This window comes from Bradyrhizobium sp. Crot121, assembly GCF_059512385.1.
The window spans coordinates 1-22,246 of the sequence record NZ_JCAMOR010000088.1 but is presented as its reverse complement, the minus strand read 5'-3'; the positions used below and the strand labels follow the sequence as shown (position 1 = coordinate 22,246).

The window sequence follows — 22,246 nt, the reverse complement described above, 5'->3', positions numbered from 1 at the left end:
AAAACCGCTGCGCGAAGCAGGCGGGATGCAATTCCAGTGACATGAAAACCAAAAATCAAAGGGGAGGAATCCAATGGCAATCGGTATCAAGTACCTTACGTGCGGTGCGGCACTCGCGCTGGCTGCTGTAGCTGTTGCGCCACCCGCATTGGCGATCGATCCGGCACGCCTGCAGGCGGCCGAGCAAACGCCCAACGATTGGCTGACCTACCACGGCGGCTACAAGTCGTATCACTACAGCGCGCTCGATCAGATCAACGCTGATAACGTCAAGAATCTTCAGGTCGCATGGATCCATATGCCGGGTCGCTCGACGCGCGGCCTGCAGTCGATGCCGCTCGCTGCTGACGGCGTGCTGTACTATTCGGGCTCCTACAGCCGCGTCTACGCGCTCGATGGCGCGACCGGCAAGCTGATCTGGTCGTATTTCCCCGAGCTCGACGAACAACTGGTGGCGATGCAAACGCACTCGCCGTACAACCGTGGCGTCGCGCTCGGCGATGGCAAGGTGTTGGTCGGCACCGTCGACGGCCGTCTCATCGCGCTTGATATGAAAACCGGTAAGCCAGCGTGGGACACCAAGCTGGTCGATTCCAAGAAGCTCACCGTGGGCTTCACCGGCGCGCCGCTGGTGGTGAAGGACACCGTCATCATCGGCAGCCAGGGCGGCGAGTGGACCTCGCGCGGGCCGCTGTTCGGCGTCGATATCAAGACCGGCCAGAAGAAATGGGAGTTCTTCACCGTCGCCGGCACCGAGGACGCCAAGGCGACCTGGGGCAATGAATCCTGGCGCACCGGCGGAGGTGGCGCCTGGATGCCCGGCGGCTACGATGCCGAAACTAACACCATCTGGTGGGGAACGGCCAATCCTGCGCCGCTCTATGACTGGTCCGGCGCCGACTGGCAGAAGGCCGGACCGCGGCCGGGCACCAACCTCTATACAAGCTCGGTCATCGCGCTCGATCCCGATACCGGAAAGCTGAAGTTCTATCACCAGGAGCTGCCGCACGACGCCTGGGACTTCGATTCGGCGGTCGGTGAATTCCTGATGATCGACCGCGACGGCCGCAAGCTCGTCGTGCATCCGAACAAGGGCGGCTTCGTCTTTGTCTACGATCGCACCAATGGGAAAGTGCAGAACGTGTGGCGGCTCGCGAAGAACATCAACTTCGTGAAGGATATCGACCCAAAGACCGGCGAACTGATTGGTCGGCGCGATCTGTCGCTTGGCCAGACGAGCTCGCCGCTCTGCCCGGCGATCGCCGGTGGCATTAGCTGGAACGCGGGCTCCTACAACCCGAAGACCGGCCTCTGGTACAAGCTCGGACAGGAATGGTGCATGGACGTGGACGTGGTGAAGACCACGCCGATCACCGAGCCGATGGCGCAGCTCAACATCGGCGCCAACTTCAAGCTGGTCCCGCCGCCGGACGGACCGGCGCGCGGACATCTCAGTGCCCGCGATCCCGTCACCGGCGACAAGAAGTGGGAGGTCACCTTCAGCGAGCCGCCGCTCGCCAGCGTGCTCGCAACCGGCGGCAATCTGGTATTCGTGCCGGACTCGCGCGGCGTGCTGCACGCCTACAATGCCGAGACCGGGTCGGAATTGTGGTCGCATTATAATGGCGTCGGCCATAATGGCGGCATCATCAGCTACACCGCCGGCGGCAAGCAGTACATCGCGGTGCCGGCCGGATGGGGCGGCATGGTGGCCGATGAATTTCCGGCACTGTTCGGCGAGCCCTACAAGAGCATGCCGAAGGATGCCGGTGCGCTCGTCGTCTTTTCGCTGAAGTAACAACAATAAGAACGGGGAGGCGGTGGGACGCCGTGGCGTCCCACTGCTGCAATCCTGATGCGAACGTCGAAATCAATCTTTCTCGCCACTGGCATTGCGCTGTTGTGGCAGTCCTCGTGGCCGTTGGGCGTCTGCGCGCAGCAAAGCCAGGCGCCTAACCAGGATCAGTCGGCCAAGGAGAGCGACATCGAGGGCGGCACCATGTTCGCGACCTCTTGCGGCTTCTGTCACCAGAACGGCGGCCGCGTCGCCGGCAAGGGACCGAAGCTCGCCGGCACGAAACGTGACGACGATTTCCTCGCGGAGCGGATCAGGAAGGGCAAACCGGGCGCGATGCCGGCCTTCGGCGGCGCCTTTTCGGAGAGCCAGATCATGGCGATCGTGGCCTATATCCGGGCGCTCGAGGAGTGATGCCGGCAATGCGATTGGTCGTTCTCGCGAGCCTGCTGGCCTTGTGCGGCGCCGCCGACGCCGCGGCGCGCCCGCTTGACGCGATTCGGCAGCGCGGTGCGCTCACGCTCTGTGCGCATCCCAACGCGCTGCCGTTTGCCAGCAGGCAGGGCGACGTTCCGGGATTCCAGGTCGAAATCGCCAGGGAGCTGGCGAAACGGCTCGAGGTCTCGCTGGAGCAGCACTGGGTCATCAACAGCTTCCAGTACCGCCGCGCCGATTGCGACGTCATCCTCGATGCGATCGCCGACCGCGCGGTACTGGCCGAGGTGGGCTTACGCATGTCGCGGCCCTATCACCGCAGCGGCGTCGTGCTGGCGGTGGGACCGAACTCTACCGCGGCGTCACTGGCGGAGTTGGGATCGGAGCAGCGGGTCGGCGTGCAGGTCGGCTCGATCGTGTCCATGATGCTCGCCAAGCGAGGGGTCAAGGCGTCGCCGTTTGCGTTCGAGGATGACATCATGGAAGCTCTCGCCAAAGGCGAGATCGATGCCGCGGCGGTCACGCCCGCCACCATCGGCTGGTTCAACCACACCCATCCCGACGCACGCGTCCGCCGCATCCCTGCCTTCGAGGACGAGCCGGACCTGAACTGGAATGTCGCCGTCGGGATACTCAGTCCGGACGAGAAGCTGCGACAAGGCATCGACGCTGCGCTGGAGGCCTTGCTGGCCGACGGCACGCTCGCGCGAATCTACGAGCGCTACGACGTCGAGCTGCAGCCGCCGAAATGAGTCCGGCCACTGCCTGCGCAAGCGGCGAAATGGATTCCGGGCTCGGCGCTGCGCGCCGCCCCGGAATGACGGCGGAGGGTGTTTTCGTCTCTCGTCATTCCGGGGCGCGCGAAGCGCGAGCCCGGAATCCATTCATCCGCAAATTCAGGCGGTGATTTCCGGATAAAGATCGCTCCAGTCGGGATTCTTCTCCTCGATGAGCCGAATCTTCCAGTCCCTTCGCCACTTCTTCAGTTCTTTCTCCCGCGCGATGGCTGTCGTCGGGTCGTCGTAGATTTCGAACCAGACCAGTCTGTCCACCGTGTATCGCTTCGTAAAGCCGGGGACGGTCTTGGTCTTGTGCTCATAGATGCGGCGAATGATGTCGTTGGTCACGCCCAGGTACAGCGTGCCGTATTTCTTGCTGGCGAGCAGGTAGACGTAATAGGCCATGAGCGAGCCGTGAAATGGATTCCGGGCTCGCGCTTCGCGCGCCCCGGAATGACGGCTGAGCGTATTGCCGGCCCGTGCGCAAAATCAAGACGACTGAAACAAAAACCCCGGCATTGCTGCCGGGGTTTTGCATTTCGTGGACTGGACGCGAGGACTGCTTAGAAGTCCATGCCGCCCATGCCGCCGCCCGGAGGCATTGCGGGGCCGGCGCCGCCCTTCTTGGGCAGCTCGGCGACCATCGCCTCGGTGGTGATCAAGAGTGCCGCCACGGAGGCTGCGTTCTGGATCGCGGCGCGCACGACCTTGGTCGGGTCGATGATGCCCTTCTTGACCAGATCGGCATATTCGCCGGTCTGCGAGTCGAAGCCGTAAGCGTAGGTCTTGTTCTCGAGGATCTTGCCGACGATGACCGAGCCGTCTTCACCAGCGTTGATCGCGATCTGGCGGGCCGGCGCCGACAGCGCCTTGCGCACGATCTCGACGCCGGTCTTCTGGTCGTCGTTCTTGGTGCGGATGCCCTTGAGCTGCTCGGAAGCACGGAGCAGGGCGACGCCGCCGCCCGGAACGATGCCTTCTTCCACAGCCGCGCGGGTCGCGTGCATCGCGTCATCAACGCGATCCTTGCGCTCCTTCACCTCGATCTCGGTCGCGCCGCCGACGCGGATCACCGCGACGCCGCCCGCGAGCTTGGCCAGACGCTCCTGCAGCTTCTCACGGTCGTAGTCCGAGGTGGTCTCCTCGATCTGCGCCTTGATCTGCGCCACGCGCGCCTCGATGTCGGCCTTCTTGCCGGCGCCGTTGACGATCGTGGTGTTCTCCTTGTCGATCATCACCTTCTTGGCGCGACCGAGCATCTGCAGCGTGACGTTCTCGAGCTTGATGCCGAGATCTTCCGAGATGGCCTGGCCGCCGGTCAGGATCGCGATGTCCTGCAGCATGGCCTTGCGGCGATCGCCGAAGCCCGGAGCCTTGACGGCTGCGACCTTCAGGCCGCCACGGAGGCGGTTGACGACCAGGGTGGCGAGGGCTTCGCCTTCGACGTCTTCAGCGACGATGACCAGCGGCTTGCCGGTCTGCACCACGGCCTCGAGCAGCGGCAGCAGCTCGTTCAGCGAGGAGAGCTTCTTCTCGTTGATGAGGATGTAGGCGTCGTCCATCTCAACGCGCATCTTGTCGGCGTTGGTGACGAAGTAGGGCGAGATGTAGCCACGGTCGAACTGCATGCCCTCGACGACGTCGAGCTCGGTCTCCAGCGACTTGGCTTCCTCGACCGTGATCACGCCCTCATTGCCGACCTTCTTCATGGCGTCGGAGAGGAACTTGCCGATCTCGGCGTCGCCGTTGGCGGAGATGGTGCCGACCTGGGCGATCTCGTCGTTGGAGGTGACCTTCTTGGAGTTCTTCTGCAGGTCCGCAACCACAGCCTCAACCGCGAGGTCGATGCCGCGCTTCAGGTCCATCGGGTTCATGCCGGCGGCGACCGACTTGGCGCCTTCCTTCACGATCGCCTGGGCCAGCACGGTGGCGGTGGTGGTGCCGTCGCCGGCCGCGTCAGCGGACTTGGAGGCGACTTCGCGCACCATCTGGGCGCCCATGTTCTCGAACTTGTCGTCGAGCTCGATCTCCTTGGCGACGGTGACGCCGTCCTTGGTGATGCGGGGAGCGCCGAACGACTTGTCGAGCACGACGTTGCGGCCCTTCGGGCCGAGGGTGACCTTCACCGCGTTGGCGAGGATGTCGACGCCGCGCAGCATCTTGTCGCGCGCCTCGACGGAGAATTTGACTTCTTTAGCTGCCATGTGAGTTTTTTCCTTGAGGGATTTATCCTGGGAGGGAGGGCCTTAGGCCGCCTTCTTCTTGGAAGCGGGGACGTCGAGGACGCCCATGATGTCGCTTTCCTTCATGATCAACAGCTCCTGGCCGTCGATCTTGACTTCGGTGCCGGACCACTTGCCGAACAGGACGCGATCGCCAACCTTGAGGTCGATCGGGATCAGCTTGCCGGACTCGTCGCGGCCACCCGGGCCGACGGCGACGACTTCGCCCTGGGAGGGCTTTTCCTTGGCAGTGTCTGGAATGATGATGCCGCCAGCGGTCTTCTCTTCGGCGTCGATGCGCTTGACCACGACGCGGTCGTGAAGCGGACGGAAACTCATGCAGTCCTCCTAAGCTATTCTGGATGCTGTAGAATTCTGGAGCGTTAGCAGTCTGTCTTGGCGAGTGCCAAGCCAGCCGCGATGGAGATAGGCCAGACTTTGTGTGGGGGCAAGGGTTTGTAGCAGAAAAATTGGCACTCGAAATCGCTGCCTGCCAATATCGTTTATCATCATTAACCTGGCCGGCGGGCGAGCGGGAGGTCTGCATTAGCAGATGCGCTAAGTTGCTGCTAACGCACGATTTTTCAACAGCCCGTTAAACATTTGGGCTTGTGATGAGTTGGCCCTATGCGTCACAATTCCCTCATGTGAGCGCATCTCCGCGGGGGTGGCTCGGCTAGCAGGCCATCCCGTGAATGCGCTCCTTCGAAAAAACGGAGGTTGGCATATGGTCTCGCGGGTTGGTGGGGTTGCTTCCGACGATTTCCGGAAGCAGATGCTGGGTTATGGGCTGACGACGGCACAGATCCTCTACCGAATGCCGGACCATCCTTCACTGCTGCAGACCTACGTCTGGCAGAATTACGACCTCTTCCCAAAATTCCCTGCGCTGCAGGATTTCCTCGCCTTCTGGCAGGAGCAGCTCGAGGGGCCGCTGCACTCGGTGACCGTTGCGCATTCCAAGCTGATCAAGCCGGCGGAGCTGCGCGCCGTCGACGGCGTCTTCCGCTTGCACTGAGACGCCAAGACCAATTGCTGCCGGGCGGAACGGTGGTAACGTTCCCTGGACGCGTCCGCGTCGCGGACGCCTGCAACAGGGAGGCAGGCCATGGCTAAGAAGGTGACATCAAGACCCGCGGCCAAGACGGCGGTCCGGAAGAAATGGACGGGCCACAAGACCGCCGCCAAATCCACTGCCCGCAAGGCGATCAAGTCCAAGGGCCGCGTATCCAAGGCGGCACATAAGGCGCAGCCGAAGCAACGCATTGCGGTGAGCCATCATCGCGAAGAAGACTTCAAGGCCGACGGGCTGCGCGCTTATGCGCAATATCGCGATCTCGGCTTTGCCGACGCCACGCACGGGCTTGCGCAGGCGCATGTGATCCGGCTGGTCGGGCCGTGCAATCCGGAAGAGGTGTCAAAGCTGCATTATCACGACGTCCAGTTCCAGATGGTCTATGTGCTCAAGGGCTGGGTGAAAACCTACATGGAAGGGCAGGGCGAGACGTTGATGCAGCAAGGCAGCGCCTGGACCCAGCCGCCGAAGATCAGGCACATGATCCTCGATTATTCTGACGACGTCGAACTGCTCGAGATCATCCTGCCGGCTGAGTTCAAGACGGTGGAGTTGACGACGTAATACTCGCTGTCATTCCGGGGCGCGCGTAGCGCGAACCCGGAATCCATTCCTCCGCTTGTGCCCGCGGCCCGATGGATTCCGGGTTCGATGCTTCGCATCGCCCCGGAATGACGGAGCGGCTACGTCAACAGCCCCACGATCGCGCCCATCAGGCAGGTTGTCAGCGTGCCCGACACGATCGACTTCAGCCCGAGCGAATTGATCTCCTCGCGCCGCGTCGGCGCCATCGTGTTGAGGCCGCCGATCATGATGCCCAGGCTGGCGAAATTGGCGAAGCCGCACATCGCATAGAGCATGATCAGGCGCGAGCGCGCATCCAGCGCGTCGGTGGGAAGCTTCGACAGATCGACATAGGCGATCAATTCGTTCAGCACGGTCTTGGTCCCCATCAGGCTGCCCGCAGTGATGGCTTGCGACCACGGCAGGCCCATCAGCCAGCACACTGGGGCCATGATATAGCCGAGCAGACGCTGCAGAGAAATCTTGGCGCCGCCGATGTCCGGCAGGATCCCGAGCATCGCGTTGACGAGATAGACCAGCGCCACCAGCACGAGTAGCATCGCGACGATGTTGAGCAACAGTTCAAGCCCGGCCGCGGTGCCCTTGACGATGGCATCCATCGTCGAGGACGCGTGCATCTCGGGATCGCTGCGATCGTCGAGCGCGCCGCCGGTGCGCCCCCCTGATGTCTCCGGCACCATGATCAGGCTCACCAGGATCGCCGCCGGCGCCCCTAGCACCGAGGCAATGACGAAATGCGCCGCCGCATCGGGGATCAGCGGCGCCAGCAGGGTGGCGTAGAGCACCAGCACGGTGCCGGCGATTCCGGCCATGCCGCCCGTCATCACCAGGAACAGTTCGGCGCGGGTGAGCTGCGTCAGATAGGGCCGGATGAACAGCGGCGCTTCCACCATGCCGAGGAAGATGTTGGCGGCGGTGGAGAGCCCGACCGCGCCGCCGACGCCGAGCGTCCGTTCGAGCAGCCAGGCCATGCCGCGCACGATCGGCGGCAGCACGCGCCAGTAGAACAGCAGCGTGGTCAGCACGCTCATGACCAGCACGATCGGCAGCGCCTGGAAGGCGAGGATGAAATCAGCGCCCGGCGCCTTGAGGTCGAACGGCAGCGGCGCGCCGCCGACATAGCCGAATACGAAGGAGGTGCCGGCGCGCGAGGCGGCGGCGATGACGCCGATGGCCTCGTTGATGGCGCCGAACGCCGATGCCACCAGCGGCACCTTGATCAGCACCAGCGCAGTGACCAGCGTCACGATGAGGCCGACGATCGCCTGCCGGATCGACACCGCGCCGCGCTTCTCGCTGAAAGCCCAGGCGATCAGAAGCAGCGCCACCACGCCGAACGCCGATTGCAGTTGTAACATTCACAGATCTCCCGAACGATTATGGCAGCACGATCTGCAAGTGCAATGCCGCTCCGTTCAGGTGCGGTGAACTTCGTCTTGTGGATGTGGTTTCTGTGGACGCTGCTTCCGCCACCGTCATTGCGAGGAGCAAAGCGACGAAGCAATCCACTGTATCCGCAGGCGGAGAGGTGGATTGCTTCGCTTCGCTCGCAATGACGGTGAGTGGGGTGCCTAACCCCGTCCCACAAACGGCATCTTGCTTGCCATCACCGTCATGAACAGCACGTTGGCATCCAGCGGCAGGTTCGCCATATAGGCCACCGCATCACCGACCGCCTTCGCGTCCATCCGCGGCTCCGGCATCTTGCGGCCGTCGGGCTGCAGCACGCCGTCGACCATGCGGTCCGTCATTGGTGTCGCGGCATTGCCGATGTCGATCTGGCCGACCGCGATGTCGTACATGCGGCCGTCGAGGTTGGACGCCTTGGTCAGGCCGGTGATCGCGTGCTTGGTCGCGGTGTAGGCGGCGGAGAACGGCCGCGGCGCGTGTGCCGAGATCGAGCCGTTGTTGATGATGCGCCCGCCGCGCGGGGTCTGGTCCTTCATGATGCGGAAGGCGTGCTGGGTGCACAGGAACGGGCCGGTGAGGTTGGTGTTCACCACCGCCTGCCACTGCGCCAGCGGCAAATCCTCGAAATTCACCGGCGGCGCGCCCATGCCGGCATTGTTGAAGAGCAGGTCGAGCCGGCCATAGCTATCTGTCACCTTGGCAAACAGGGCCGCGATCGAGTCGGGATCGGTCATGTCGGCCTGCACACACAGGCTCTTGCTGGCATCGCCGCCGAGCTTCTGCGTCTCCTGCAGCATGTCCAGCCGCCGGCCGACGAGCACCACGGTGAAGCCGGCATTGATCAGCGCCAGCGATGCGGCGCGTCCGACGCCGGTGCCGGCGCCTGTGACCACAGCTATTTTCTTTCCTGCTTCGGCCATCGTTTCCTTCCTTATTGTTTCTTGGATTCGGTTTCGGTCTTGTACGGCGGTCTCGGGATGTTCTGATGCGCCGCGCGGAGCGCCGCCGACCAGCGCGAGCGGAGATCGTGGAAATAGGGTTCGCCGGCCTCGATCCGATGATTGAGGTCGGCCTCGCAGGCATCGTTGCGCACCACAAGCACGTCGATCGGCAGGCCGACGCCGAGGTTGGAGCGCATCGTCGAATCCATCGAGATCAATCCGGTCTTCAGCGCCTCATAGAGCTCGACGTCGTAATGCATGGCGCGGTCGAGCACCGGCTTGCCGTATTTGTGCTCGCCGATCTGCAAATACGGCGTATCGGTGGTGCATTCGATGAAGTTGCCGGCGGTATAGACCATGAACAGCCGCATCCGCGAGCCCTTGATCTGGCCGCCGAACAGGAACGAGACGTCGAAAGAGACGTCTTCCGACCTCAGCGCCTCGCCTTCGGTTGCGTGCACTGCGCGGATGGCGCGGCCGATGCGCTGCGCGGCCTGGAACATGGTCGGCGCGTTCAGGAGCGTCTCGACCTCGCCGGTTTCAGGATCTTCCATACCCTCCGTCAGCGTCGACAGCACCGACTGGCTGATGGCGAGATTGCCGGCGCTCGCGACCGCCATGATCCGCTCGCCGGGCTGGGCGAAGATGTGCAATTTGCGAAAGGTCGAGACATTGTCGAGACCGGCATTGGTGCGGGTGTCGGCGATCATGACGAGCCCGTCGCGCACCAGGATTCCGCAGCAATAGGTCATTTCCGTCCCCGAAGTCCGAACGTCTCGGTGGCAGACTAGTAGCCAATTTCGGGATGTGATCCAACCCCAATTCCCCAGGGAACGGCATTGCCTCCGCGATGGAGGCTGCGCTCCTCTCCCGCTTGCGGGAGAGGGCCGGGGTGAGGGTGTCTCCACGATGGGACTTTCCGTGGGGAGAGAACCCTCACCCGCCGCGCTTCGCGCGTCGACCTCTCCCGCAAGCGGGAGAGGTGAAGCAACCGGCCGCTAGCCTTCCAGAAAATCGAGCAGCGCCGCGTTGAACAGCACGGGGTCCTGCAGGAACGCGAAGTGGCTGACATTGGGGAGGATGAGCAGGCCGGCGCCCGGAATGGTCGCGGCCATGTATTCGGTGTGCTCGCGCTTGATGCCCTCGTCATACTGGCCGTCCGCGATCAGCACGGGGACGCGGATCGCGCGTAACTGATCGTCGGTCCAGTTCGGCTGGGTCTCCCACATCTTCTCGATCTGGTGCAGGAACTGGTCGAATTCCCCAGGCGTCGGCGAGAGGCGCTCATACTCGGTCTTTGCGCGCGCGATGAACTGCGCAAAGGTCGGGTCCTTGTCGACGTCAGGCTTCAGGCCTGACGTCTGGGTGTTGGCGCCGAACGCAAACACCCGACTGACCCGATCGGGATGGCGCATCGCCATGTCCAATCCGATGATGGCGCCGTCGCTCCAGCCGATGATCGCGGCGCGCGGAATCTGCAGATGATCGAGCAGCGCGACCACATCATCGGTCATCAGGTCATATCCGAACGGTTGCGCGTTGCGCGTGCTGCGGCCATGGCCGCGGCTGTCGACCAGGATGACGCGATGCCGGCGCGCAACCTCGGGCACCTGCAGATTGAAATAATCGGAGTTGGAAAGCCCGCCATGGAGAAAGACCACCGGGCTTCCTTCGCCGAGTTCGACGTAATAGAGGCTGATGCCGTTCACCTGCGCTCGCGCGCTGCGCCCCGCAACCGGCGGCGGAGTCGCAGGCAGGCTTTTCCACCGCTCGGCAGCGGCGGCGCGGTTAAGCGCCGCCAGGCTGGCGAAAGCGGCGACGATGAAGTGACGTCGATTCAGATTCATGATCGATGCGCGCTCCTGATGCCCTGCAGCCAGATGGTGATGACAGATATGTGTTTGGCGTAGCCTATCACCATCATGTCTGTCCGGCATCCTGCGCCGAGCGTGCCAGGAGCAGTTTGCCGATCGCGACATACTGTCGTTGCTGCACAGCGGCGTGCTGGGCGGCGACGTGCATGTCGCGCAGGCGCCGCTGCAGCGGCGAGGTCTCATAGACCGCGCTGCTTCCGGCAAGTGCGAAACACGCGTCGACGATCCGGACGCAGATGGCGGCGATCCAGGTCGCGGCCTGCGTGCTCTCGACGACGAGGCTTTCGTCGTTCAGCGTTCCAGCCAAGGCGTGGTGCCAAAGGCTTGCGATCTGCGTCTCGCAAACGGCCCGCGCTGCATTGACGTCAGCGGAAATGCGGCCAAGTTCGAGCTGGAATATCTCGGAGTCGCGCATCGGCGTGGTTGCCCGGAACTGCTGCCGTCCCGTATGGGCCAGCGCCACCAATTCGTCGACGGCGCCTTCGGCAATGCCGACGGAGTTCGCACCGTGAAACATCGGCACCAATTGCGGCACCGCCGGATAGAGCGGGCCCGGTACGCAGGGCGTGCCGTTTGCGATATCGAAGAAGTTGGCCTCGGGAACCAGTGCATCGCGCAGTACAATGTGATGGCTGCCGGTTCCCCTGAGACCGGCCGCATGCCAGGTATCTTCGATTTCCCAGTTTTGCGCCGGCAATGCAAAGCCGCGAACCACCGGCTGCCCTTGCGGACCGGGGAGCGGTTTGCCGTCGTCGTCGGTGATGATGCAGAACCCCGCCATCCAATCGGCATGCTTGCAGCCGCTCGCGAATGGCCATCGGCCGCTCACCCGGAAGCCGCCCGCCGTCGGCTCCGCTTTTCCGCCCGGCTGCGCGGATCCGCAGATGGGTACGTCAGGTCCATTCCGATAGATGCGCTCGTAGGTTTCACGTACTGCCCAGGTCGCGAAAAGGCTGCCCCCGGTAGCCACCATCGCGGTCCACCCGATCGAACCGTCAAGCCGGGCCAGAGCCCTGATGACCTCCAACCCTTCCGGCAAGGCAAGTTCCAATCCGCCATAGCTTCTCGGCACGAACATCCTGAAGATACCGATCGATTTCAGCCGATCGATCAGGTCGGGCGGGACGCAGCGTGCGGCTTCGATCTCGGCGGCGCGAGCGGTGATCTCGGGAGCCAATTTCCGGATGCCGGCGAGCACCGTTTTGTTGCTGTCCGGCGCCGTCAGGGTACGAAGGTCACGAAATTGGTCTTGATGGAGCATCTGTCTCGATCTCTCTTGCGGCAAAGGTGTCGCACGAGAGAATGGAGACGCGGCGCTACCGCATGGTTTCAGCGAGATCGCTCTCGATTACGGCTGTAACGTGATGCCGCCGTTTCACGAGGGAAGCCCGGATGTCGCCGCGACAGCCGGCCGGGGCGAGACCGCCGAGACGGCGCGGGCGGGCTTGCGTTTGCTGAGCCAGAGATAGATGCCGCTCGCCAGCACGACGATGGTTGCGAGATCGAGCAGCGCCCAGATGATCTTGAGCGGCAGGCCGCCGTAATCGCCGAAATGCAGCGGGCGCGACACCTGCAGCGTCCGCAAGTACCACGGCAATCCCTTTGCGGTGACGAGTTGCGCGGTCTCGGCATCGATGAGCACCGGCGTGAACAGGCGCGAGGTGATCGGCGTCGTCCCCTTGGTCCAGACGATGAAGTGGCGCGGCGTACCGAATCGCGCTTCGGTTGGCAGCACGAGGCTGACGGGCGTGTTGTCGCCGAGCACCTGGCGCGCCGTGACAACGACGTCATCGATGGAGGCGAATTTCGAAAGCGGCGGCTTGCCGAGATGCGGCGCGATCAATTCCGGCATCACCTGCGCACGCCAGGCGTTGAACAGCGGCAGCGATATGGTGTTGATGACGCCGGTGAGGCCAACGGCGAACGCCCACACCAGCGTCACCGCGCCGATCAGATTGTGCAGGTCGAGCCATTTGATCCGACGCGCGCGGGCGCGTCGCACCGCGCCGAAATCGAGCCGGCGCATGAATGGCGCGTAGAGCATGAGGCCGGAGACGACGGCGGTCACGAACAACAAGCCCATGACGCCGAGGAACAGCTCGCCCGGCAATCCCATCAGCATGTCGCGGTGGAAGATGCGGATGGTCCGCATCAGGCCACCTTGCTGCGCGTCTTCTCCGAGAATCTCGGCGGTCCGCGAATCGAAGGACAGCTTCAAGAAGCGCTGTCCAGGTGGCGGCACCGGCGTCTCCGACATGAAGACGTTGACGACGTTGGCGTGGTCGTCATCCCAGTTTAGGAGTTGGACGTAGCGTTCCGGATGGCGCGCCTTTGCCGCGTCAATCAACCTGATCAGCGAGGCCTCCGGAGTGTTGGGTGGAAGCTCTCGCGCGGCAATTTCCGGCTCGAAAAGATCGTCGATCTCGTCGTGAAAGATCAGCGGCAGCCCGGTGATGCACAGCATCAGCATAAACAGCGTGCAGATGAGGCTGGTCCATTTATGGACCAGCGACCACCATTTCACGGACTGCGCGGTCATCCCGTCACCATCGGTAGGTCATTGTTGCCAACACCGTGCGGCCGACCGCCCAGCGACAGCCGCCGGCCGTGCATGCCGAGACGTAGCTGTTGTCGAACACGTTATTGATGTTCACCGCCGCGCTCAATCCCTTCCACTCCTTGAACCGCATCCCGAAATCATAGGACAGGGCCGCGTCAAAGGTCGTGCTGGCGGGAATGATGTTGGCCAGCGCGGGGCTGTTTGCGACGATAGTCGGCACCGTGAGATTGTTGGCGTTGGTCGTGTACATCTCGCTCATGTAGCGGACACCGCCGCCGAAGCCGAAGCCGACCGCCGGACCATCCTGCACGACGTAGTTGGCCCAGAGCGAGGCCGTGTGCATCGGCGTGTTGGCGAGCACCTTGCCGTAATTGACGTCCAGCGGCGCGGTGATCCGGTTGTCGAGGTAGGAGTATTGCCCGCGCAGGCTCAGGCCGGGCAGGGGACTTCCGACCACCGATCCCTCGAAGCCGCGCGAGGTCACCTCGCCGACCTGGGCGGTCGAGTTGGGCGGGATGCCGGGACCGGCAATCGCGCTCACCACGTTCTCCTGCTTCAGGTCGTAGACCGCGGCGGTGAATATCAGGTTGTAGCCCACCGGCTGATACTTGACGCCGGCCTCGATCTGCTCGCCGATGGTCGGCTTGTAGGGCTGACCGTTGAGCAGCGAGCCCACGGTGGTTGGCTGGAACGAGGTCGAATAGCTGACGTAAGGAGCAATCCCGACGTCAAAATTGTAGATCGCGCCGATACGGCCGCTCGACTTCTCATCATTGTTGAGGACGCGCGTGCCGAGATTGAGCGTATTGCCTTCGGCCCAGTCGTAGCGGATGCCGCCGAGCACGGTCAGCTTCCCGAGCTTCGCCTCATCCTGCACATAGACCCCGCGCTGCTCCAGGTGCTGATCCAGGTTCTGGAACACCGTGGTCGGGACCGCGATGTTCTGGGTGTAGTTCGGCGTCAGGATGTTGAGCGTGTTGGTGGGCGCGAAGCGCGCCAGGTTGTTGAAGTCGAAGCGCTGATAGTCGAAGCCGCCGAGCACGGTGTGCTGCAGCGGGCCCATGTTGAACTTGGCCTGAAGCTGGTTGTCGGCCGCGAAGGTGTTGAGGTTTTCGTTGGTCGAGAAATAGCTTCGCGTGATGGTGCGGCCGTCGGCCAGGCGAAGGGTGGGGCCGGCGCCCGTTGTCGTGAACGCACCGGCCTGCACCTCGATATAATTGAGCTCGTTGTGCAGATAGCGCACGTTCTGCCGCACCGTGAAGATGTCGTCGAAACGGTGCTCGAATTCGTAGCCGATAGTCGCCTGCTTGTATTTCAGGCTCTCATAGTTGAAGTCGCCGGCGAAGAAATTCCGGGGAATCTGCCCGTAGGTGCCCGGCACCAGCGTGCCCTGGATCGGCAGCAGCGCAAAGGCGCCGCCCTTCGGGTCCTGCCGATAGCTCGTGAGGAAGGTGATGGTGGTGTCGATATCCGGCCGCCAGGTCCAGGCCGGCGCGATCGCGTATTTCTCCTCGCCGATATTGTCGACCTGGGTGTTGGCGCTAAGCCCGATGCCGGTGACGCGGTAGAGCAGGGTCTTGTCCTTGTCCACGGGGCCACCGACGTCGAACGCGCCCTGGATGCGGTCGAACGTGCCCGCCTGCAACTGGATCTCGCCGAACGGATTATCGGTCGGGCGCTTGCTGACGAGATTAAGAATGCCGCCGGGCGAAGCTGCGCCGTAAAGGATCGACGCCGGGCCGGTGATGAGCTCGGCGCGCTCGAGCAGATACGGGTCGACGCGCGGCGTACCGAACGGCCCGCCCTGCAGGCGCAAACCGTCCAGATATTGCTCGACGTCGAAGCCGCGCGCCTTGATCGGCTGGGCGCGGAAGTCGGTATCGTTGCTGAAATAGACGCCGGGCGCATAGCGCAGGAGATCGCGGATGGTCTGCGCCTGGCGCACATCCATCTCGCTGCGGGTGATGACGGCGACCGAGCCCGGCGTCGACATGATCGGCGCGTCGGTCTTGGTGGCGCCGGAGGCGCGGCTTGCGACGAAGCCGTTGGTGCCGGCGTTGACGCGCTGGGCCGTCGAAACCAGCGCGGGCGTCGCCTGCTGCTGTTGTGCCCCCGCGTGGTCGGCTCGTTGATTCGGCCGCTGGTTAGGATCGCGCCGCGACGCGGTGTTGCGCCGGACTTGGGTTGGACGCTGCGCGCGCTGCGCAGGCGCGTCGATGTTGACGGGCGGTAGCGCCGATGCGCCCGATTGCCCCGCGCTCTGCGCCCCCGCCGGCGAGCCGGCGATCAGCAAGCCGCCTAACGCCAGTATGCTTGCGGTACACTTGAAAGTCGTGAGTTGTGAAAAAGAGATAGTACGGCGCGCAACGCTGTGGGTATTGCAATACATATGTCAGTGCCCCATCCGGCGAACGCCGTGGGCGGAGTTGATGTTCTGACCTCACGCGACGATCGCAGCCGTACGCGTGTTATGTGTCAACGCAGCGCGCGTCGAGTTGTCGCGTTTTTGAATCGCTCGAAATTTGCGGCAGAACAATTTTTTCGAAGACTTCTAATATGTAGGCTAACTGATCGACGACGCTGTTGAATCCTTCGAATGCGGGCTCGCGCGCTAGAAGACGAGCCGCGATGCAACCGCGCTCAATCGGCGCTCGCTGTTGCGCATGGAACACGGCGGCGCCGTGCGCGCAGGTATTACGATGCTTGCGTCCACGATTCCCGTCGGGAATGACCAGCAAGAATTGCGGGAATTTTTGGTCGCGCGAGAGCAGTTCGGTGATACGCGAATCGATCGAGTCCCGCTTGAGTCTCTCACTGCGACTGCGATTGCCACTGGCCAGGACGGCCGGCCTGCTCGACCTTGACTGCGACGGTGAGCGTCTCGGTGCCGCCGCCATAACGGGTGCCGCGCACCGGGGCGGCGCCGAGATAGTCGAGGCCGACGGCGACGCGGGCGTGGGCATCGGTGGTGCAGATGCCGTTGGCGGCATCGAAACCGATCCAGCCGAGATCGGGCACATAGGCTTCCGCCCAGGCATGGCCGGCGGCCTGGTTGACCGTGCCGTCGGAACGGAAGAAGTGGCCGGAGACGAAGCGGGCCGGCACGCCGCCGGAGCGCGCGCAGGCGATGAAGATATGCGCGTAGTCCTGGCACACGCCGCGCTTCAGCGCGAAGGCCTCCGCCGCCGTGGTGCCGCTGTTGGTCGGGTCCTCGTCGAACGCCATGCCTTCATAGATCTGCACCATCAGCGCGTGCAGGAAGCCGAGCACGTCGCCATCGGCCTCCGAGCGCGACTCGCGGGTGAGGGCCGCCATCGCCGGATTGACCTCGGTCAGCGCGGTCGAGCGCAGGAACAGGCTCGGCGGAAAGCGCTCGTCGGTGCCGCGCAGCACGCCGCCGGTGTCGTGGGTCTCGATCTGCCCCTCGCAATGGATGGTGAGGTCGGCGAGCGGGCCGTGGGTCAGCACATGCGTGACATTGCCGAAGGCGTCCTCATGCGCGTCGAGCCTGGAGTCGGTCGAGACGTCGATCTGCCAGTCCGCCACATACTGCCCGTCATGGCTCGTCGGCGTCATCCGGAGGATCTGGATCACGCCGGAAGCCTGGGGCTCGTAGCGATAGGTCGTGGTATGGGCAATTCGCAGGCGCATGGCGTACCAACATCAGGTTGGGATCGTCATGCCCGGGGTGGTCCCGGGCATCCACGTCCTCGTCATTTGGCCGGCATAGCAAGACGTGGATGGCCGGGACAAGCCCGGCCATGACGGGCGTGTGATTGCGGGCATCTTAGCCCATCAAATCAGATATTGCTTGGTGATGATCTCACCCAGGCGCGAATTGTCTGCGATGAACTCCTGGATGAATTCATGCACGCCGTGCTGGAAGATATCGTCCATATGGCTGTGCTCAAGCCGGTTGCGGATGCCGCGGGCGTGGCGCTGGGCGGCGCCCTGGCGCCCATAAGCGACGCCGATCTGGTCGAGATTGCGCACCAGATTGCCGTAGCAGCTTGCCAGCGACCGCGGCAGCGTGTCGTTGAGGATCAGGAGGTCGGCGATCAGCCAGGGCTTGAGCGTCTCGCGGTAGACCCAGTGATAGGCCGTCAGCGCCGACACCGAGCGCAGGATCGAGGTCCACTGATAATAGTCGAGCGGGCCGCCGATATGCTCCTCCTCGGGCAGCAGCACGTGATATTTGACGTCGAGGATGCGCGCGGTGTTGTCGGCGCGCTCCAGATGCACGCCGAGCCGCGAGAACCAGTAGGCGTCGTTGCGCAGCATGGTCCGATAGGCGGAGCCGTCGAAACGCAGTGACGTCTCCTGCACGAAGCGCAGGAACTTTGCCAGATCCTCTCGATTTCCGGTGCCCTTCGACCACACCGCCTGCAATTCGATCCAGGCCGCGTTGATGGTGTCCCACATCTCGCTGGTCAGCGCTGTCCGCACCGAGCGCGCATTGAGCCGGGCCGCCTCGATGCAGTTCCTGATCGAGGAAGGATTGTCCGGTGCGAACGACAGATATTCGACGACGTTGGCCTCGTTGGCTTCCTGATAATGGCCGTAAAAGCTCTCGCCGACGCCGGCTGTCAGCAGCGCCGAGTCCCATTCATTGGTCTTGCCGATATAGGCCGCCGGCAGCGCCGTGACGCGCAAGGTGGCGTCGATGGTGCGGGCGAGATATTCCGCGCGCTCGACGTAGCGGGCGAGCCAGTACAGGTTCTCGGCGGTGCGCGACAGCATGCGAAAGCTAAACCCTCTACTCGTCCAGTATCCAGGTGTCCTTGGTGCCGCCGCCCTGGCTGGAATTGACCACCAGCGAGCCTTCCTTCAGCGCCACCCGCGTCAGTCCGCCCGGCACGATGGTGACGCGCTCGCTGCCGGTCAGCACGAACGGGCGCAGATCGACGTGGCGCGGCGCCAACCCCTTTTCGGTGCAGGTCGGGCAGGTCGACAGCGCCAATGTCGGCTGGGCGATGAAGCCTTCGGGCTCGCGCTTGAGCTTGTCGCGGAACGCCTCGATGGTCGCCTTGGTCGCGGCCGGTCCGATCAGCATGCCGTAGCCGCCGGAGCCGTGCACTTCCTTCACCACGAGATCGTCGAGATGGTCGAGCACATAGGCGAGATCCTGAGGCTCGCGGCAGCGCCAGGTCTGCACGTTCTTCAGGATCGGCTCTTCGGAGAGATAGAATCTCACGATGTCGGGCATGTAGGAATAGATCGCCTTGTCGTCGGCGATCCCGGTCCCGACTGCGTTGGCGAGCGTGATATTGCCGGCGGCATAGGCCGACATCAGCCCGGGCACGCCGAGCGCGGAGTCCGGGCGGAAGGTCAGGGGATCGAGGAAATCGTCGTCGACGCGGCGGTAGATCACGTCGACGCGTTTCAATCCCTCGGTCGTGCGCATGAAGACTTCATCGTTCTTGACGATGAGGTCGCGCCCTTCGACCAGCTCGATGCCGAGCTTGTCGGCCAGGAAGGAATGTTCGTAATAGGCGGAATTGTAGATGCCGGGCGTCATCAGCGCGACCGTCGGCTCGGCCGCGGCACCGCGCGGCGCGACGGAGCGCAACGCGGCCAGCAGCTCGTCCGGATAGCGCTCCACCGGCGCGACGCGGTGGCGGGCGAACAGGTCCGGAAACAGCCGCATCATGATCTCGCGGTTTTCCAGCATGTAGGATACGCCCGAGGGCGTGCGCGCGTTGTCCTCCAATACGATGAAGTTTTCCGGATCGGTCCGGATGATATCGATGCCGGCGATATGCACATAGACGTCGTGCGGCACGTCCTGGCCGTTCATCTCCGGGCGGAAGACGGGGTTCTGGAAGATCATGTCTTCCGGGATGATGTTGGCGCGCAGGATGTCGCGGCCGTGATAGATGTCGCGCAGGAACATGTTGAGGGCGAGCACGCGCTGCTTCAGCCCCTTTTCCAGCAGCGCCCATTCCCTGGCCGACAGGATGCGGGGGATCACGTCGAAGGGGATCAGCCGCTCCTGGGCTGCGGCGTCGCCATAGACCGCAAAGGTGATGCCGATGCGGCGGAACAGGAGCTCCGCCTCCTGGCGGCGATATTCCAGCGCATCCGGGGGCGTCTCCGTCAGCCAGCGGGAGAGCTCCTGGTAGGCTTGGCGGATTTCGGTGCCGCCCTGGCCGTTCATCTCATCGAATGCAACTGCCATAAATCCTGAACGTCCTCCGAAACCATACGCCACAGTGCATGACTTGCCGGGATGGTAGCAAGGGGCGGGCCAGCAGGATATGCATTGGCTGGCGACATTTGGTATGGGTGTCTCAAGGGGCTGCTCGAAAAACCGGCTGCCACCTGCTTATTTCGGCAGCAACAACCTGCGACTTCAAGGCGCTGCTTCGGCAGGGCCCGGGGGGCGGAAAAGGGTGAGGAAGAGACCATGAGCGAGATCGTCACGGCGGGCCTTCTGGTGATCGGCGACGAGATCCTGTCCGGCCGGACCAAGGACAAGAATATCGGCTTCATTGCCGAATACCTGACCAATATCGGCATCGACCTGAAGGAAGTGCGCGTCGTCGCCGACGACGAGGATGACATTGTCGCAGCCCTGAATGCGCTGCGCCATCGCTATAGCTATGTCTTCACCACCGGCGGCATCGGCCCGACCCACGACGACATCACCGCCGATGCCGTGGCAAAGGCGTTCGGAGTCGGCATCGATCACCATCCGGAGGTGGTGGCGCGCTTCCGCGAGCGCTGGAGCGACCAGGATCTGAACGAGGCGCGGCTGCGGATGGCGCGGATCCCCGACGGGGCCGACCTGATCCAGAGCGCGACCATCCTCGCGCCCGGTTTCAAACTCGGCAATGTCGTTGTGATGGCGGGCATACCGACCATCATGCAGGCGATGATGGACATCGTCGCGCCGCGCCTGAAATCGGGCGTGCGGATGCTTTCTGATTCGGTCCGCGCCAATGCGCGGGAAGGCGACATCGGCGGACCCTTAAAGGAGATCGCGATCGCCCATCCCGACACCATCATCGGCAGCTATCCGTTCATGGACGAAGAGCAGCGTCCCAACACCAATCTGGTCGTCCGCTCCCGCGATCCGGACAAGCTCGCCGCCGCAATGGGGGCGGTGAAGGAGATGCTGGCGAACCTGCAGGTGACGCGTTAAAGCGGCGAGAAGGACTTCTCGGAGAGAAAGATGGCGGATACGAACCTCAGCGCACAGGAACGGGCAGGCAAGGCCTTCCCGGTGTCCTGGGACCAGTTCCACCGGGACTGCCGGGCGCTGACCTGGCGGCTCAATGAGGTCGGGCCATTCCAGGCGGTGATCGCGATCACCCGCGGCGGCCTGGTGCCGGCGGCGATCGTGGCGCGCGAGCTCGGCGTGCGCGTGATCGACACCGTCTGCATCGCGAGCTACGACCACAACAAACAGGGCGACCTTCAGGTCCTGAAAGGCATTTCCGAAGCAACCGCCAAGCTTGGCAATGGCACCGGCAAGGGGCTTCTGATCGTCGACGACCTCGTGGACACCGGCAAGACCGGCAAGATGGTGCGCGAGATGATGCCCGATGCCCATTTCGCCACGGTGTATGCCAAGCCGAAGGGCCGGCCGCTGGTGGACACCTTCATCACCGAGGTGTCGCAGGACACCTGGATCTTCTTCCCCTGGGACACCGCGCTCTCGTTCCAACCTCCGATCCGCGACGGCGCGGCGTAGTCCTTACCTCGCCCCGCTTGCGGGGAGAGGTCGGATCGCATCGAAGATGCGATCCGGGTGAGGGGGAGTCTCCGCGAGTACATTTGCTTTCGTATTCGCGGATTGAGCCCCTCATCCCGACCTTCTCCCCGTAAGAACGGGGAGAAGGAGAAGCAAGATGCCCCTGCAGAACCGCGTCACGCCAACCGGCGAGATCGTCGCCACACCGCACCGCGGGTTGTTTACCGGCAACCGCGGCATCATCCATGATCCCGCGACCAAAACGCTCCTGAAAAAGCGCTGGTCAAGCCCGGCTTGGCTGACATGCGTGTGCGAATTCCGCGGCCGGCGTCGCAAGGTGATGGGCGGACGAAGCTGGACCGAATTGTTCTTCCTCGATGAAGCCACCGCGTTCGCCGCGGGCCATCGCCCCTGCTTCTTCTGCCGCCGCGACGATGCCAACCGCTTTCGCGCCGCCTGGGAGCAGGGCAACGACGCGGAAAACATCCACGCGCCCGAGATCGACGCCGTGCTGCATCGCGAGCGCCTCGACCGCGGTCGGAAGCGGCTGCATCCGCTGCCGATGCCGCTCGCGAACCTGCCAGACGGAGCGATGGTGCAGGCGGGCGAGGAGAGCTATCTGGTTGTGAGCGGCGAGCCGCTGCGCTGGTCGTTCGCGGGCTATGAGCGCGGCAACGTCGACATGGATACCGCGCTGCTGCTGACGCCGCCATCAACGGTTCGCGCATTCGCCGCCGGTTATCAGCCAGTCCTGCATCCAAGCGCGACGGCGCTTGGTTGAACCGATGCGGCCGTCTTGAGCAACCGGCGACATAGGTAACAGTTCAGACCGACGACATAGGTAACACAATTCTCGTTTAGTTCAGGTCTGTTG

At 63.6% G+C, this 22,246-nt stretch carries 21 protein-coding genes; 8 read left to right on the top strand and 13 right to left on the bottom strand.

The features are described 5' to 3' along the window. Positions 1 to 73 precede the first annotated feature (73 nt). Genes AC5ZGW_RS39530 through AC5ZGW_RS39520 form a run of 3 tightly spaced genes read left to right on the top strand, consistent with a single transcriptional unit; the run spans position 74 to position 2,982 of the window. Positions 74 to 1,798: a pyrroloquinoline quinone-dependent dehydrogenase gene (locus AC5ZGW_RS39530; protein ID WP_130228395.1), complete on the top strand. Its 1,725-nt coding sequence runs from the start codon at positions 74 to 76 to the stop codon at positions 1,796 to 1,798. Positions 1,799 to 1,855: 57 nt separating this feature from the next. Beyond that, positions 1,856 to 2,209: a c-type cytochrome gene (locus AC5ZGW_RS39525; protein ID WP_130228394.1), complete on the top strand. Its 354-nt coding sequence runs from the start codon at positions 1,856 to 1,858 to the stop codon at positions 2,207 to 2,209. An 8-nt stretch (positions 2,210 to 2,217) separates the two neighbouring features. Further along, positions 2,218 to 2,982, top strand: coding sequence for a substrate-binding periplasmic protein (locus AC5ZGW_RS39520; protein ID WP_349645107.1), 765 nt, complete (start codon positions 2,218 to 2,220; stop codon positions 2,980 to 2,982). A gap of 144 nt (positions 2,983 to 3,126) precedes the next feature. Here AC5ZGW_RS39520 and AC5ZGW_RS39515 read toward each other — a convergent pair whose 3' ends face one another. From AC5ZGW_RS39515 to groES, 3 genes are all read right to left on the bottom strand, one after another. After that, positions 3,127 to 3,414, bottom strand: coding sequence for a GIY-YIG nuclease family protein (locus tag AC5ZGW_RS39515; protein WP_130228392.1), 288 nt, complete (start codon positions 3,412 to 3,414; stop codon positions 3,127 to 3,129). Between the two features lie 158 nt (positions 3,415 to 3,572). Then, positions 3,573 to 5,213, bottom strand: coding sequence for a chaperonin GroEL (groL, locus tag AC5ZGW_RS39510; RefSeq protein ID WP_028166315.1), 1,641 nt, complete (start codon positions 5,211 to 5,213; stop codon positions 3,573 to 3,575). A 42-nt stretch (positions 5,214 to 5,255) separates the two neighbouring features. After that, positions 5,256 to 5,570, bottom strand: coding sequence for a co-chaperone GroES (groES, locus tag AC5ZGW_RS39505; protein ID WP_130228391.1), 315 nt, complete (start codon positions 5,568 to 5,570; stop codon positions 5,256 to 5,258). Between the two features lie 388 nt (positions 5,571 to 5,958). Here groES and AC5ZGW_RS39500 point away from each other — a divergent pair, with 388 nt between their 5' ends. Together AC5ZGW_RS39500 and AC5ZGW_RS39495 are read left to right on the top strand one after the other, a co-directional pair. Continuing rightward, positions 5,959 to 6,249 carry an usg protein gene (locus tag AC5ZGW_RS39500; RefSeq protein ID WP_028166313.1) on the top strand — a complete coding sequence of 97 codons (291 nt, stop codon included), beginning with the start codon at positions 5,959 to 5,961 and terminating at the stop codon, positions 6,247 to 6,249. Positions 6,250 to 6,339: 90 nt separating this feature from the next. Next, positions 6,340 to 6,870, top strand: a complete 531-nt coding sequence (locus AC5ZGW_RS39495) for a cupin domain-containing protein (RefSeq protein ID WP_130228390.1) — start codon at positions 6,340 to 6,342, stop codon at positions 6,868 to 6,870. Positions 6,871 to 6,989: 119 nt separating this feature from the next. On the opposite strand, the gene AC5ZGW_RS39490 is transcribed toward AC5ZGW_RS39495, so the two are convergent. From AC5ZGW_RS39490 to AC5ZGW_RS39445, 10 genes are all read right to left on the bottom strand, one after another. Beyond that, positions 6,990 to 8,249 (bottom strand): NupC/NupG family nucleoside CNT transporter, encoded by a 1,260-nt coding sequence (locus tag AC5ZGW_RS39490; RefSeq protein ID WP_130228389.1) that lies wholly within the window; start codon positions 8,247 to 8,249, stop codon positions 6,990 to 6,992. A 213-nt stretch (positions 8,250 to 8,462) separates the two neighbouring features. Beyond that, positions 8,463 to 9,221 (bottom strand): SDR family oxidoreductase, encoded by a 759-nt coding sequence (locus AC5ZGW_RS39485; protein WP_130228388.1) that lies wholly within the window; start codon positions 9,219 to 9,221, stop codon positions 8,463 to 8,465. Positions 9,222 to 9,232: 11 nt separating this feature from the next. Next, complete coding sequence (locus tag AC5ZGW_RS39480) at positions 9,233 to 9,994, bottom strand: proteasome-type protease (RefSeq protein WP_130228387.1); 762 nt, start codon at positions 9,992 to 9,994, stop codon at positions 9,233 to 9,235. A 246-nt stretch (positions 9,995 to 10,240) separates the two neighbouring features. Next, positions 10,241 to 11,089, bottom strand: coding sequence for an alpha/beta fold hydrolase (locus AC5ZGW_RS39475; RefSeq protein ID WP_130228386.1), 849 nt, complete (start codon positions 11,087 to 11,089; stop codon positions 10,241 to 10,243). A 73-nt stretch (positions 11,090 to 11,162) separates the two neighbouring features. Beyond that, positions 11,163 to 12,377 carry an acyl-CoA dehydrogenase family protein gene (locus AC5ZGW_RS39470; protein ID WP_130228385.1) on the bottom strand — a complete coding sequence of 405 codons (1,215 nt, stop codon included), beginning with the start codon at positions 12,375 to 12,377 and terminating at the stop codon, positions 11,163 to 11,165. Between the two features lie 114 nt (positions 12,378 to 12,491). Next, positions 12,492 to 13,655: a PepSY-associated TM helix domain-containing protein gene (locus tag AC5ZGW_RS39465; protein ID WP_130228384.1), complete on the bottom strand. Its 1,164-nt coding sequence runs from the start codon at positions 13,653 to 13,655 to the stop codon at positions 12,492 to 12,494. Positions 13,656 to 13,659: 4 nt separating this feature from the next. After that, positions 13,660 to 15,969 carry a TonB-dependent siderophore receptor gene (locus AC5ZGW_RS39460; protein WP_165435418.1) on the bottom strand — a complete coding sequence of 770 codons (2,310 nt, stop codon included), beginning with the start codon at positions 15,967 to 15,969 and terminating at the stop codon, positions 13,660 to 13,662. Between the two features lie 518 nt (positions 15,970 to 16,487). Beyond that, the gene (locus tag AC5ZGW_RS39455) at positions 16,488 to 17,327 is read right to left on the bottom strand and encodes a transglutaminase family protein (protein ID WP_130228382.1); all 840 of its coding nucleotides are present in this window, start codon (positions 17,325 to 17,327) and stop codon (positions 16,488 to 16,490) included. A 144-nt stretch (positions 17,328 to 17,471) separates the two neighbouring features. Beyond that, positions 17,472 to 18,416, bottom strand: a complete 945-nt coding sequence (locus tag AC5ZGW_RS39450) for an alpha-E domain-containing protein (protein ID WP_028166302.1) — start codon at positions 18,414 to 18,416, stop codon at positions 17,472 to 17,474. 16 nt (positions 18,417 to 18,432) lie between these two features. Further along, positions 18,433 to 19,854 carry a circularly permuted type 2 ATP-grasp protein gene (locus tag AC5ZGW_RS39445; protein WP_130228380.1) on the bottom strand — a complete coding sequence of 474 codons (1,422 nt, stop codon included), beginning with the start codon at positions 19,852 to 19,854 and terminating at the stop codon, positions 18,433 to 18,435. 228 nt (positions 19,855 to 20,082) lie between these two features. Between AC5ZGW_RS39445 and AC5ZGW_RS39440 the strand changes: the two genes are divergently transcribed. The 3 genes from AC5ZGW_RS39440 (at position 20,083) to AC5ZGW_RS39430 (ending at position 22,153) form a co-directional block, all read left to right on the top strand. After that, positions 20,083 to 20,820 carry a competence/damage-inducible protein A gene (locus AC5ZGW_RS39440; RefSeq protein ID WP_028166300.1) on the top strand — a complete coding sequence of 246 codons (738 nt, stop codon included), beginning with the start codon at positions 20,083 to 20,085 and terminating at the stop codon, positions 20,818 to 20,820. A gap of 30 nt (positions 20,821 to 20,850) precedes the next feature. Further along, the gene (gene gpt / locus AC5ZGW_RS39435) at positions 20,851 to 21,372 is read left to right on the top strand and encodes a xanthine phosphoribosyltransferase (RefSeq protein WP_028166299.1); all 522 of its coding nucleotides are present in this window, start codon (positions 20,851 to 20,853) and stop codon (positions 21,370 to 21,372) included. Positions 21,373 to 21,529: 157 nt separating this feature from the next. Continuing rightward, entirely contained in the window at positions 21,530 to 22,153 is a 624-nt protein-coding gene (locus tag AC5ZGW_RS39430) for a hypothetical protein (protein WP_130228379.1), read from the top strand. The last annotated feature ends 93 nt before the right edge of the window (positions 22,154 to 22,246 follow it).

Coding starts and splice junctions, on each gene's coding strand:
- AC5ZGW_RS39530 (WP_130228395.1), top strand. CDS start 74: ATGGCAATCGGTATCAAGTACCTTACGTGCGGTGCGGCACTCGCGCTG.
- AC5ZGW_RS39525 (WP_130228394.1), top strand. CDS start 1,856: ATGCGAACGTCGAAATCAATCTTTCTCGCCACTGGCATTGCGCTGTTG.
- AC5ZGW_RS39520 (WP_349645107.1), top strand. CDS start 2,218: ATGCGATTGGTCGTTCTCGCGAGCCTGCTGGCCTTGTGCGGCGCCGCC.
- AC5ZGW_RS39515 (WP_130228392.1), bottom strand. CDS start 3,414: ATGGCCTATTACGTCTACCTGCTCGCCAGCAAGAAATACGGCACGCTG.
- groL (WP_028166315.1), bottom strand. CDS start 5,213: ATGGCAGCTAAAGAAGTCAAATTCTCCGTCGAGGCGCGCGACAAGATG.
- groES (WP_130228391.1), bottom strand. CDS start 5,570: ATGAGTTTCCGTCCGCTTCACGACCGCGTCGTGGTCAAGCGCATCGAC.
- AC5ZGW_RS39500 (WP_028166313.1), top strand. CDS start 5,959: ATGGTCTCGCGGGTTGGTGGGGTTGCTTCCGACGATTTCCGGAAGCAG.
- AC5ZGW_RS39495 (WP_130228390.1), top strand. CDS start 6,340: ATGGCTAAGAAGGTGACATCAAGACCCGCGGCCAAGACGGCGGTCCGG.
- AC5ZGW_RS39490 (WP_130228389.1), bottom strand. CDS start 8,249: ATGTTACAACTGCAATCGGCGTTCGGCGTGGTGGCGCTGCTTCTGATC.
- AC5ZGW_RS39485 (WP_130228388.1), bottom strand. CDS start 9,221: ATGGCCGAAGCAGGAAAGAAAATAGCTGTGGTCACAGGCGCCGGCACC.
- AC5ZGW_RS39480 (WP_130228387.1), bottom strand. CDS start 9,994: ATGACCTATTGCTGCGGAATCCTGGTGCGCGACGGGCTCGTCATGATC.
- AC5ZGW_RS39475 (WP_130228386.1), bottom strand. CDS start 11,089: ATGAATCTGAATCGACGTCACTTCATCGTCGCCGCTTTCGCCAGCCTG.
- AC5ZGW_RS39470 (WP_130228385.1), bottom strand. CDS start 12,377: ATGCTCCATCAAGACCAATTTCGTGACCTTCGTACCCTGACGGCGCCG.
- AC5ZGW_RS39465 (WP_130228384.1), bottom strand. CDS start 13,655: ATGACCGCGCAGTCCGTGAAATGGTGGTCGCTGGTCCATAAATGGACC.
- AC5ZGW_RS39455 (WP_130228382.1), bottom strand. CDS start 17,327: ATGCGCCTGCGAATTGCCCATACCACGACCTATCGCTACGAGCCCCAG.
- AC5ZGW_RS39450 (WP_028166302.1), bottom strand. CDS start 18,416: ATGCTGTCGCGCACCGCCGAGAACCTGTACTGGCTCGCCCGCTACGTC.
- AC5ZGW_RS39445 (WP_130228380.1), bottom strand. CDS start 19,854: ATGGCAGTTGCATTCGATGAGATGAACGGCCAGGGCGGCACCGAAATC.
- AC5ZGW_RS39440 (WP_028166300.1), top strand. CDS start 20,083: ATGAGCGAGATCGTCACGGCGGGCCTTCTGGTGATCGGCGACGAGATC.
- gpt (WP_028166299.1), top strand. CDS start 20,851: ATGGCGGATACGAACCTCAGCGCACAGGAACGGGCAGGCAAGGCCTTC.
- AC5ZGW_RS39430 (WP_130228379.1), top strand. CDS start 21,530: ATGCCCCTGCAGAACCGCGTCACGCCAACCGGCGAGATCGTCGCCACA.